Genomic DNA, 12,108 nt, shown 5'->3' with positions numbered 1-12,108 from the left:
TTAGTAAAGAACATAAAGAATTAACAAAATGTTAATTCTCTATATAATATAATTAATATTATCTTCTCCAAAAAATTTTGTTATATTGTCTCTAAAGAACTTTTTTATATTCTGTAACTCTTCATCTTTATATATATACTTTCCATATCCAAACTGACCATATTTAAATTTTCTATTCTCTTCTACCATAGGTAAAGTTGTGTTTGAAAACACACTTAATATATTATCCTTAGCCCTTTTGGTAAATCTATGGGATATCACTTCAAATTCTACAGGAATACCTTTAAACATAGCATTTATGTTTTTTAATAACTCTAAATAATCTTTTTCCCAACCTTCATATATAAACACTGGTGCTATAATAAATCCTAAACTATACCCAGCTTTTGCTATTTTATGGGCAGCCTCCAACCTATCTGAAACTAGCGGTGTTCTATGTTCAAAATTTTTTATTACATTATCTGTATTTATGCTAAACCTAATAGTAGTATTTCTGTTATGATTTAAGTTGACTAAGCTATCTACATCTGTAAATTTAGTTACAAATCTAAATTTCATATTTGGCTTTTCACCAAAAAATTCTATAGTATCCCTTAAGGAATGTGAATACGGCTCTACTGGTATAGGATCTGATGTAGCAGCCCCTTCAAAAACTGTAATTTCAGGCAATCTTTCTTTTGAATATTTTTCAGCCTTATTTAAAATCTCTTCTGTATTTACATAAACTTTTGTGTAAGGTCTTTTCCCCATTTGAGTATTTAAATAACAATATTCGCACATTCCCATACATCCACTTACTAAAGGCAACTGATAATGAGCTGATGGTTTACAACTTTGAAAATCTAAGGACTTTCTTATGCCTATTACTAATGTATTTTTACCTTCAAAATACATTTCATTTGGAGTTCTATCTCCCCTTCCTGTTACTCTTCCTGTTTTTGAATATTTTATTTGTATATTTTTATTTTTTAACTCTTTTAAAATTTCTTTTCCTCTATCATATTCTAAAGCTTTTTCTTCAAATATAACTGTTTTGGGAATAAACATACTATCACTCCTTAATTATAGTATGCAATTTATTTCTAAAGTATATGTAACAACATTATATTTTATTTCTTAGTTCCTCTTTTTATAATTTTATCCACAGGTTTATAAAAATCAGTATATAACAATTCTTTTTTTACAACACTATCATTTTCTACTGTACTTTTATAAACTTTAACCTTATATCCTGTATGAGCTTCCTGTACTATTTCTGTTTTGCCTAATGGAATATTAGAATCATCAATATATTGCTCTTTAGGAGTTACAGTTTCATATATTTCAGAACTTATATTATATGTCTTGTTTTTTAAAGAACTATTAGAATATATATTAAAAATTACATTTGCTCCATCTGTTATTCCTTCTATATATATAGGATATTTCAATGTGTTTTTAAATTTATAGTCTATGTTACCATAATCTATTGTAGCATCCATTCCTATAGGAACATAGGTAGATGGAAATGTATGGCGAACTCTTTCTGTGGCATTTATATTTGCCTTTAACATAGCATTATATAATGTACCTGATACTTGACAAATACCTCCACCTAATCCTGATTCTATTTTGTTCCCAACAATAACAGGTGCTCCCTGATATCCTCTTTCTGCTGTTCTTGGTCCTACAGTATTATTAAAACTAAAACTTTCTCCAGGCATTAGTAAAGTTCCATTAATAGCCTTCGTTGATATTTCTATGTTGTTTGCTCTTTGTGGTGAAGATATAGATCCATAATTAGTAGTATATGATGATATATTTGAATTTACCGTTTCTAATTGTTTCTTTTTTATTTTAGATTCCTGAATCTTAACTGGAGCTTTTTCATTTATATCTTTTAAATTTTTACCATCTATCTTAGAGTATAATATTTTTTTCAAATTATCTTTTTCTAATTTAAATCCTTTTTTATCATCAACTATTGATATTGAACCTTTATTTACATTGATTTTAGCATTTTCAGCTTCTTTATTTATATCTTTTTCTATAGAACCTATAAATTCATCCATAACTTTTTTATCATAAGAAAACTTTAATGGGTAGTTTTGTACACTTTTAGACTTAATTATTTTATATTTACTAAATATATTTAAGTTTTTTCCATAACCATAAGCATTATTTATAGTTTCTTGTATATTATATGTAGGATTCAATTTAGCATAGGATAAATTATATTTTTTATTATTCCAAGTTATATTTATATTTTTCTTAACTATAGTTTTTGAGTATTTAGTTTCTATTATATTTTTAGCTTCATTTTTAGTTTTGGCTGTTAAGTCTATGCCTTCTATAGAAACCCCTGGATAAATAACACTATCAAATTCGCTCACTTCTTTATAAATATAATAAAATACTCCAAACAAAATTGACATTAATAAGAAAATAAGAGTTAATACTCTTCTAGCTTTTTTACTCTTCACACAAAATCACCTCATTAATTAATATTAAAATTATACTATAAAAATATATAAAAAATATATAACTTTAAATAAAAATTCCATGAATTTTACTATTAATTAATATTTATTATTAATTAATCCATATAAAAATAAGCCATCTCAAAATTAAATCTATTTTAAGAGGGCCTATTATAAAACTTAATTGTATTATTAATTAATTTATAATTACTATTATTTTGAATAAAGATTAAATACTACATTACCATTGCTTGTATAAGCCTCTATATAAACGGGACTTTGCAAATTATTTCTAAATTTATAATCTATATTTCCATAATCTACAGTAGCATCCATACCCTGTGGTACATAATGCACTGGTTTAGTATGGTGCGATCTTTCTACAGATTCTAAGTTGCAGCTTGCTACGGCATTGAATAAAGTCGAAGAAACTTGACATACTCCGCCACCTAATCCATTTTCTATTTTTTCACCTACTATAACCGGTGCTGCTTGATATCCCTTTTCTGCTGTTCTTTGCCCTACAACCCCATTAAAACTAAACACATCTCCTGGCATTAATATCTTACCATTTATAGCACTTGTAGATGTAGCTATATTGTTTGCCCTTTGAGGTGAAGATATAGACCCATAATGACTTGAATAAGATCCTATCATTCTACCTACCCCCTGTAGCTTGTCTTCTGTGATTCTAGGCGTAACTGTTTTCATTACAGCTTTTTCTGTTATATCACTAGATATATCATTATTTATTTTAGGGATCAAATCTTTTTTTAATTTATCTTTATCTAATTTTTCCCCATTTTTATGAGATATAACACCAAAGCCACCCCCGTTTAAAGCTAAGGATGCATCTATAGGACTTATATTTACATCCTTTTCTATTTTACTTATTAATGAGTCTATTACCTTCTCATCATATTTGAAATTTATAGAATAATTTTTAGGAGTTTTATTTTTTATCAAACTATACCTTTTAAAGATTATCAAATTTTTTCCATAAGCTTCTGCATCTTTTAATAGATTGTCTAAATTATTTGTAAGTTTTAAATCAGAATACTTTAATGTATAGGTCTTATCTTTAACTTTTACATTAATATTCTTACCTAACAATTTATTCCAATACCTTTCTTGTATAATCTTTTTTGCTTCCTCTTTAGTTTTTCCGGATAAATCTATACCTTCTACAGAAACTCCTGGATAAATTAAATTATTATAAGATTTTATATTATTATATTGATATGTTGCAAAAGCTGATAAAATCAATAATATTGCAACTGATAAGGTAATTAATGCTATCTTCATTGGTTTTAATTTTTTCTTTCTTCTATCTTTTCTTGATTTAACCAAATATATCACCTCTCTAAAGTCCATAAATATTATACTACAAAAGACATAAACTTCCTATGGATTAATAAGTTCTTTCCAATTGAATATTTTAAAATACTAAATTTTAGTATATACTTGGAAGTAATAAAAGTATATTTTTAGGGAGTGTTTATATGGATTACCACAAAAAACTTATATTAAATTATTTAAAAAATATATTAACTATTCCAAGTCCAACAGGCTTTACTAATCATATAACAAATTATCTAAAAAAAGAATTAGATACTATTGGTATACAATATAAAATAGCAAATAAAGGTTCCATAATAGTTACTTTAGAAGGAGAAGATAAAAGCTTTGAGCGAACCTTATCTGCTCATATGGATACCCTCGGTGCTATGGTTAAAAACATAAATGATAATGGAACATTATCCATAGTTCCATTAGGTGGATTTATGATGAATTCTATTGAAGGTGAAAATTGTAGTATCCACACACTAAATGATGAAGTTTATTCTGGAACAATACAAACTATAAAACCTTCCGTTCACATTCATGGTAAAGAAGCTTATGATTTAAAGCGTTCCCCTGAGAACATGGAAGTAATATTAGATGAAAAAGTATTTTCTAAAAAAGATTTAGAAAATTTAAACATAAACATAGGGGATTTTATTTCCTTTGATACAAGAAATATATTTACTGAAAATGGTTTTATAAAAAGTAGACATTTAGATGATAAAGCCTCCTTAGCCATTCTTCTTTATGCTATAAAATATATTCATGTTAATAATTTACCATTATCTTGTACTACTAATTTCTTATTTAGTAACTACGAAGAAGTAGGTCACGGAGCTAGTTACATACCAAAAAATACAAAAGAATTCATTGCTGTAGATATGGGTGCCCCTGGAGAAAATCAAAACTCCTCTGAATATAGTGTATGCATATGTGCAAAAGATTCTACAGGTCCCTATGATTTAGATTTCAGGAAAAATTTAATTAATATATGTAAAACTAGCAATATCCCTTATAAAATAGATATATATCCTTCTTACGGATCTGATGCAAGTGCTGCTTTAAGGGCAGGTTTTGATATAAAAACTGCCTTAATAGGCCCTGGAGTATATGCCTCACATGCTTATGAAAGAACCCATATGGATGCAATACTAGCCACATTAGATCTAATAATAAAATACTGTGTATCTTAATATTAAATAGATTCACCTCCTTTAATTTTAAAAATTTACACACTATTTAGTTTAAAAATAATATATTAATATAAATTACTCTAATCTAATGTATTTTATTAAGGGGGAAAATATGTATCACACAGCCAATATTAAGAACACCAAAACTAAAAAATACAAAATATTATTTTTAATACCTATATTGATAATTTTCATAATCATTAATATATTAGGTTTTTATAATGGTAATTTAATATATGTTAGGGCATGCATAGAACCCACTAGTAGAAACATCACTAACATGTACGATACTTATAAATCAACTTTTGATGAAAGGCGTTTCAATTCATTGAAAAAAGAAAACATAACTATAAACTCTAAATATGGTTATGCTCTAAAAGGGACTTATATGGAGAACCCCCATAAGACTAAAAATTCTGTAGTTATAGTTCATGGTATCCGCTCATCTCGTTGGGAATCAATGAAGTATGCAGATTTATACTTAGATAAAGGCTTTAATGTTTTAATATACGATTCTAGATATCATGGTTTGAGCGGTGGTTCTGATGTAACCTATGGATATTATGAAAGATATGATTTGGATCAATGCATTGATTGGCTAGAAAGAAAAAATCCTGCTGGGATTATAGGTGCTCATGGAGAATCTTTAGGTGCATCCACAATATTACTTCACTCTAAAATAAATTTATCTAAAAATAGAGTAAAATTTTATGTAGCAGATTGTCCCTATTCTAATTTAGAAGAGCTTTTAAAAAATAAGTTAAATGAAGAGCTACACATTAATAATAAAATCATTACTGATTCATTATTATTTTATTCTGGTGCTTGTACCCTTTTAAAATCAAAGTTTCTCTATAGCAGTGTTTCTCCTATAGATTCTATAAAAACTGTACAAACACCTATAATGTTTATACATGGTGATAAAGATATTTATATACCTAAAAAAATGAGTGAAGAAATGTATAAAATAAAACCAGGACCAAAAGAAATATATATTGCTCCTAATGCAGGCCATGCTCAAGCCTATTTATATAACAAGAAAGAATACAGAAAAAATTTATATAAATTTATAGATAAATATGTAAAGATTAACTAAACTATTTAAGGAAGGTGCTAAAATCATGAAAGCAGAAATACTTTGTGTAGGAACTGAACTATTATTAGGTGACATTGTAAATACAAATGCCCAATATATATCTAAAGAATTAGCTAATATGGGGATAGAGGTCTATCATCACTCTGTAATTGGAGATAATGAAAATAGATTATTAAAAGAACTCGAAAGGGCCTTTAATTATTGTGATTTAGTTATAACTACTGGGGGTTTAGGACCTACCAAGGATGATCTTACTAAAGAATCCGTAGCTAAATTTTTTCAGGAAGATTTAATACTACATCAAGAATCCTTAAATCAAATAGAAAAAAGACTATTATGTTTTAATAAATCTATTACAGAAAGTAATAAAAAACAAGCTTACTTTCCTAAGAATTGTACAATACTAGAAAATCCTAATGGGACCGCGCCAGGATTTATAATAGAAAAAAATAGTAAAATAGCTATAATACTGCCTGGCCCACCTTATGAAATGCAACCTATGTTTGAAAACAAAGTAATACCTTATTTAGGTAAACTAACAAATTATACTATAAAATCTAAAGTTTTAAGAATAACAGGCATAGGAGAAAGTGATGTAGCAGATTTAATAAGTGATATTTTAGAAAATCAAACTAATCCTACAGTAGCTCCCTATGCTAAACAAGGAGAAACTACATTAAGAATTACCGCTAAGGCACATTCTGAAGAAAAAGCCCTAAGTTTAATAAGCCCTGTAGAAGAAAAAGTAAGAGAAATACTAGGAGATAATATATATGGTTCTGGTGAAACTTCATTAGAAGAAGTTATTGCTAATACTCTTATAAAAAGAAATTTAACTATAGCTACAGCAGAATCTTGTACTGGTGGTTTACTAGCAGGAAAACTTATAAACTTTCCTGGTATATCATCTATATTTTTAGAAGGGGCTATAACTTATAGCAATGAATCTAAAATAAATAGATTAAATGTAAAAAAAGAAACCTTAGAAAAATATACAGCTGTAAGTAAGGAAGTGGCCCTAGAAATGGCTAAAGGTATAGCAAAATCTTCAGGTACAAATATAGGTATATCTACTACAGGAGTAGCAGGTCCTGGTGGTGGCGCATATGATAAACCTATAGGATTAGTTTACATAGGCCTTTATATAAATGGAAAAACCTTTGTTAAAGAATTAAATTATTCTGGTAACAGACAATTTATAAGAAATATAACTGTAACTAGAGCACTAGATTTTTTAAGAAGAAACTTAAAATAAGGAAAGTGCGTCGCACTTTCCTTATTTTATAGTTTTGATAATCCCATTTCTAGGGCTACTTTTTTTACTTCCTCTGCTACAACTTCTGCTACTCTTTTATCAAAGGCTCCTGGTATTATATACTCCTCATTTAGTTCATTATCCTGTACCAAAGAGGCTATAGCCTTAGATGCTGCTAGTTTCATTTCTTCATTTATAACTTTAGATCTTACATCTAATGCTCCTCTAAAAATTCCTGGGAATACTAATACATTATTTATTTGATTTGGGAAATCAGATCTTCCTGTGGCTACTACTCTTGCTCCTGCCTTTTTTGCTTTATCTGGCATTATTTCTGGAGTTGGGTTTGCCATAGCAAATACTATAGAATCATTATTCATAGTGGCTACCATTTCTTCTGTAAGTATGTTTGGTGCTGACACACCTATAAATACATCTTTTCCTTTTATTACATCTTTTAATGTTCCTTTTTCATTTTCTTTATTAGTTACTTCTGCTATTAATTTTTGAGCTTCATTTAAATTATTATTACCTTTTACTAAAGAGCCTTCTTTATCACACATTATTATGTTTTTAGCTCCTGCTTGTAATAATAACTTACATATGGATATTCCTGCAGAACCAGCTCCATTTATAACTATTCTTGCTTCTTCTAATTTTTTTCCCACAAATCTTAGTGCATTATATATTCCTGCTAAAACAACTATGGCTGTTCCATGCTGATCATCATGAAATACTGGAATATCTAATTCCTCTTTTAATTTTTTTTCTATGTAAAAACATTCTGGAGCTTTTATGTCCTCTAAATTTATACCTCCAAATCCTGGAGCTATAAGTTTAACTGTTTTTATAATTTCTTCAGGGTCTTTACTATCTATACAAATTGGAAATGAATCTATATTGGCAAATTCTTTAAATAAAAGTGCCTTTCCTTCCATAACAGGCAACCCTGCATCAGGGCCTATATCTCCTAAACCTAAAACTGCTGTACCATTAGTTACTACAGCTACTGTATTTCCTTTCATGGTATATTCATAAACTAAAGATTTATCCTCACTTATTTTTACACAGGGTTCTGCAACTCCTGGAGTATATGCTATGGATAAATCTTCTTTATTTTTGACTTGTATTTTCCCTTCTATTGATAATTTCCCTTTAAATTTTTTATGTACCATTAGTGATTTTTCTTTAATATCCATATTATTCTCCCCTCTTTCATTGTATATCCATATATATGATTTATTTAATTTATCCGATGACTACCCGCTCTAATACTCTCATCGCACTCTGTGAAAGCGATTCGCACCAAATCAAAGATTTGGACTCTCTGCTTTTCTTCAAAGTGAGAGTAAAGAGCGGCTACGTCCCTGGATAACGATTTCCCCTAAAGGATAATGACTTCTAAGGAGTGAAACTCCTAAGAATTCTGTTAATAAGCTTTAGTGGGAGTAAAAACTCCCTCTGAAGCCAAGAACTCTGTTTATAAACAAAATCTAAAAAAAATTATCCACATGTGGATATCTTTAATAGCAAAACCATCTTAGATATAAGATAATTTGCTATTATAAGTAAACACTTATATTTAAGATGGTTTAACCTCTTCATTATAATATTTGCAATATTTTTTTATAGTACATTCTTCACATTTAGGTTTTCTAGCTACGCAGCATCTTCTTCCATGAAATATTAACACATGATGCATTAATATCCATAGTTCCTTTGGTATAACTTGTTGTAACTGTTCCTCTGTTTTTAATACATTGCTAGCATCTACCAATCCTATTCTGTTAGATACTCTAAAAACATGGGTATCTACTGCTATAGTGGGTACTTTAAAAGCATTTGCTAAAACCACATTAGCAGTTTTTCTACCTACTCCTGGTAGTGAAGTTAAGTCATTAAAATCATTAGGGACTTCACTTTCAAATTTTTCTTCTAACTCTTTACAAAGTAATAATATATTCTTAGATTTATTTCTATATAAACCTATTTTTTTAATTTTTTCCTCTAATTCTTCTCTTGTTAATTTTAAAAAATCCTTAGGAGTAGAATATTCCTTAAATAGTACTTTTGTTACCTCATTTACTTTTTTATCTGTAGTTTGAGCAGATAAGACTGTAGCTATTAAAAGTTCAAAAGGATTTCTATGTTCTAATTCACAATTAGCATCAGGATATGTGTCTATTAATATATCTATAACATTTTTTATTTCATGATTATTCAATTGAAAATCACTCCCATAATTTTAGTTTAATAAATAACTCTACTTATTAAACTAACCCTTAATTATTATTAAATTTCTATATACATAAGTTTTAGTTATCATATATTCCTCTATATTCTTTTGGTATCAAATTAGCTATTTCACCCATAAGGTAATCCATGAGTTTATCTTCATATTCATGTTTTGATTCTTCTTTATTTTTTTTAGGTAATTCTACTGCTCTTCCTATATTTATTGTTACATTAGCAGATTGAAAACGCTCCAAGGCCATGTCTTTGTCATTTATGGGTAAAAGTTTTTCTGTTCCACTAATTCCTAAAGGTACTATAGTAGCTTTGCTTAATTTTTGTATTAAAACTACACCTTTTTTAGGCTCCATTAATTTTGCAGTTCTACTTCTAGTTCCTTCTGGGAATATTAAAATATTATTCCCTGATTTCAAAGTTTTTACTATATTATATATAGCCTCTTTATCTGCAGTGTTCGGCTTTATTGGTATAGTTTTTGTTATTTCTAATCCAAGTTTAGTTAGAGAATTATCTTTAAGCTTAACTCCTGCTATAAAAGTTATATCTTGATCTTCTAATACTTTATTTATAACTAAAGCATCTGAATTACTTAAATGGTTAGAAATAAAAATAATTGGCTTATCTATATTTTTTAAGTTTTCTTTACCATTTATAGTTAAATTAGCATATTTGTTTATATATCTATTTAATATTTTTTGTGATAAAAATTTTAAAAATCCCTTAGGCATATGTCCTATTATTTTTGTCATTGTAGGAGAAATCATTTATAACACCTCTCAAAGCTCCTAATTTGTCTCATTACTAATAATTATAAAGTACCTAGATTGGTTCAACTAAAATTTATATAGAGTAAAAACTCAGTCTAAATTAAGTTTCCCTTTATAAATACTGTTCTAAATAAATTATAATTATTATTTCTTTAAAAGTCTATGATAATAATCTAATACATAGGGAGATTTTATATTTTTTCCCTGTATATCTATATTCTTATTCATTGTAATACAATTAATTAAAGCATTTCTTTGTAATATACTCTTTCCTCTCCAACCACAGGATGTTAGTTTATATTTTTCTTTAAATTCTTTATTGTTAACATATATCAGCTCTTCTAAATCTAAATTTTCCATAAAATTAAAAGGCTTAAATCCCTCTATATTAGAAGTGTCTATATCCTTATTATAAGGACATACCCTTTGACAAGTATCACAACCAAACATTCTTCCTTTTAGTTTATCAAACCATTCATCCTCTATATTCTTTTTTTGAGTAATGTAAGATAAACATATATTAGTGTCTTTATTTTCTAAAGAATTAGTTGGACAAGCTTTAAGGCATATATTGCAATCCTTACACTTACACTCCATTGGTTCATCTTCATTGATTTCCATATCTGTGATTATTTCACCTAAAAATACATAAGAACCATATCTTTCTGTAACAAGCATATTATTTTTTCCTATAAATCCTATACCACATAAATAGGCAATATATCTTTCTGGCAAATCATTGCTATCTACAAAATGTTCTGCTCTGTAACCTTTACTTTGTATAAATTCACATATTTTTTTTAAATATTCATTTACTATAGTATGATAATCCCTACCTTGAGTATATTTTGAAAAATATATATTATTTTTGTAATCTAAATTAAATAAATAGGGAAAAGCAATAGAAATTATTGTTTTCCCCTCTCTCATATATTGAAATGGATCCACTCTTTTATTTATATCTTTACCTTCAAATTCATTTTGTCTGTTTTCATTTTTTCTTTCTGTAAATTCTGGTATAAGCTCATGAAAAATCCTACATTTTGTGAATCCTATTAAATCTAACCCTAAATTTCTGCAATATTCTTTTACAGATTCCTTACAATCCATATTAATCTTTTCTCCCAAAAACTATATTATCATATCGTTGTATATTACTTTTTTAACACCATTATAATCTTTTATTTCTATAACAGACGCCTTTTTTTCATATCTTACTACCTTAGCTGGTATACCTACCGCTGTAGAATTAGCTGGTATATGATGCAATACCACTGCATTAGCGCCTATTTTTACATTATCTCCTATATTTATAGGTCCTAGTACTTTTGCTCCACTTCCTATTATAACATTATTACCTACAGTAGGGTGTCTCTTACCTTTATCTTTTCCCGTTCCGCCTAAAGTTACTCCATGATATAAAGTTACATTATCTCCAACCTCCGCAGTTTCACCAATAACAACTCCCATACCATGATCTATAAAAAGACCTTTTCCTATAGTTGCCCCTGGATGAATCTCTATGCCTGTAAAAAATCTTGATATTTGAGAAATAAGTCTAGCTAAGAAAAATAAATGTGCTTTATAAAACAAGTGGGATATTCTATAGGCTATTAAAGCATGAATAAATGGATATAATATAAAAACTTCTAAAACATTTCGAGCGGCTGGATCTTTTTCCTTAGCATTTTTTAAATCATATATTAAAGTTTTAAAAGGATTTTTCATAATAATTCACCTC

At 27.9% G+C, this 12,108-nt stretch carries 11 protein-coding genes; 3 read left to right on the top strand and 8 right to left on the bottom strand.

Translation table 11 applies throughout. The features are described from left to right. Positions 1 to 39: 39 nt before the first annotated feature. The 3 genes from splB to ACYUDJ_RS04160 all read right to left on the bottom strand — a co-directional run bounded on the left by splB (position 40) and on the right by ACYUDJ_RS04160 (position 3,809). Positions 40 to 1,047, bottom strand: coding sequence for a spore photoproduct lyase (gene splB / locus ACYUDJ_RS04170; RefSeq protein WP_043030947.1), 1,008 nt, complete (start codon positions 1,045 to 1,047; stop codon positions 40 to 42). Positions 1,048 to 1,109: 62 nt separating this feature from the next. Then, a complete protein-coding gene (locus tag ACYUDJ_RS04165; protein WP_003487753.1) occupies positions 1,110 to 2,462 on the bottom strand; it encodes a VanW family protein in 1,353 nt (450 codons plus the stop codon). 210 nt (positions 2,463 to 2,672) lie between these two features. Then, positions 2,673 to 3,809: a VanW family protein gene (locus ACYUDJ_RS04160; protein ID WP_080333474.1), complete on the bottom strand. Its 1,137-nt coding sequence runs from the start codon at positions 3,807 to 3,809 to the stop codon at positions 2,673 to 2,675. A 152-nt stretch (positions 3,810 to 3,961) separates the two neighbouring features. Here ACYUDJ_RS04160 and ACYUDJ_RS04155 point away from each other — a divergent pair, with 152 nt between their 5' ends. The 3 genes from ACYUDJ_RS04155 to ACYUDJ_RS04145 all read left to right on the top strand — a co-directional run bounded on the left by ACYUDJ_RS04155 (position 3,962) and on the right by ACYUDJ_RS04145 (position 7,347). Beyond that, positions 3,962 to 4,996, top strand: a complete 1,035-nt coding sequence (locus tag ACYUDJ_RS04155) for a M42 family metallopeptidase (RefSeq protein ID WP_003487755.1) — start codon at positions 3,962 to 3,964, stop codon at positions 4,994 to 4,996. Between the two features lie 112 nt (positions 4,997 to 5,108). Continuing rightward, positions 5,109 to 6,092 (top strand): alpha/beta hydrolase, encoded by a 984-nt coding sequence (locus ACYUDJ_RS04150; RefSeq protein WP_043030945.1) that lies wholly within the window; start codon positions 5,109 to 5,111, stop codon positions 6,090 to 6,092. A 25-nt stretch (positions 6,093 to 6,117) separates the two neighbouring features. After that, entirely contained in the window at positions 6,118 to 7,347 is a 1,230-nt protein-coding gene (locus ACYUDJ_RS04145; RefSeq protein WP_043030943.1) for a competence/damage-inducible protein A, read from the top strand. 26 nt (positions 7,348 to 7,373) lie between these two features. Here ACYUDJ_RS04145 and ACYUDJ_RS04140 read toward each other — a convergent pair whose 3' ends face one another. The 5 genes from ACYUDJ_RS04140 to epsC form a co-directional block, all read right to left on the bottom strand. Then, the gene (locus ACYUDJ_RS04140; protein ID WP_043030942.1) at positions 7,374 to 8,546 is read right to left on the bottom strand and encodes an NAD(P)-dependent malic enzyme; all 1,173 of its coding nucleotides are present in this window, start codon (positions 8,544 to 8,546) and stop codon (positions 7,374 to 7,376) included. 383 nt (positions 8,547 to 8,929) lie between these two features. Then, the gene (gene nth, locus ACYUDJ_RS04135) at positions 8,930 to 9,571 is read right to left on the bottom strand and encodes an endonuclease III (protein ID WP_003487763.1); all 642 of its coding nucleotides are present in this window, start codon (positions 9,569 to 9,571) and stop codon (positions 8,930 to 8,932) included. A 91-nt stretch (positions 9,572 to 9,662) separates the two neighbouring features. Next, positions 9,663 to 10,364: a lysophospholipid acyltransferase family protein gene (locus ACYUDJ_RS04130; RefSeq protein ID WP_003487765.1), complete on the bottom strand. Its 702-nt coding sequence runs from the start codon at positions 10,362 to 10,364 to the stop codon at positions 9,663 to 9,665. A gap of 147 nt (positions 10,365 to 10,511) precedes the next feature. Next, the gene (gene queG / locus ACYUDJ_RS04125; RefSeq protein WP_003487767.1) at positions 10,512 to 11,477 is read right to left on the bottom strand and encodes a tRNA epoxyqueuosine(34) reductase QueG; all 966 of its coding nucleotides are present in this window, start codon (positions 11,475 to 11,477) and stop codon (positions 10,512 to 10,514) included. Between the two features lie 21 nt (positions 11,478 to 11,498). Beyond that, positions 11,499 to 12,095, bottom strand: coding sequence for a serine O-acetyltransferase EpsC (gene epsC, locus ACYUDJ_RS04120; RefSeq protein WP_043030941.1), 597 nt, complete (start codon positions 12,093 to 12,095; stop codon positions 11,499 to 11,501). Positions 12,096 to 12,108 lie beyond the last annotated feature (13 nt).

The sequence above is a fragment of the Clostridium sp. CTA-6 genome, assembly GCF_054768115.1.
The sequence above is the reverse complement of the archived record's forward strand: the minus strand, read 5'-3'. Positions and strand labels throughout refer to the sequence as shown.

What these genes read in the sequence shown, in the direction of transcription:
- splB (WP_043030947.1), bottom strand. Translation starts at nt 1,047, where the DNA reads ATGTTTATTCCCAAAACAGTTATATTTGAAGAAAAAGCTTTAGAATAT.
- ACYUDJ_RS04155 (WP_003487755.1), top strand. Translation starts at nt 3,962, where the DNA reads ATGGATTACCACAAAAAACTTATATTAAATTATTTAAAAAATATATTA.
- ACYUDJ_RS04150 (WP_043030945.1), top strand. Translation starts at nt 5,109, where the DNA reads ATGTATCACACAGCCAATATTAAGAACACCAAAACTAAAAAATACAAA.
- ACYUDJ_RS04145 (WP_043030943.1), top strand. Translation starts at nt 6,118, where the DNA reads ATGAAAGCAGAAATACTTTGTGTAGGAACTGAACTATTATTAGGTGAC.
- ACYUDJ_RS04140 (WP_043030942.1), bottom strand. Translation starts at nt 8,546, where the DNA reads ATGGATATTAAAGAAAAATCACTAATGGTACATAAAAAATTTAAAGGG.
- ACYUDJ_RS04130 (WP_003487765.1), bottom strand. Translation starts at nt 10,364, where the DNA reads ATGATTTCTCCTACAATGACAAAAATAATAGGACATATGCCTAAGGGA.
- queG (WP_003487767.1), bottom strand. Translation starts at nt 11,477, where the DNA reads ATGGATTGTAAGGAATCTGTAAAAGAATATTGCAGAAATTTAGGGTTA.
- epsC (WP_043030941.1), bottom strand. Translation starts at nt 12,095, where the DNA reads ATGAAAAATCCTTTTAAAACTTTAATATATGATTTAAAAAATGCTAAG.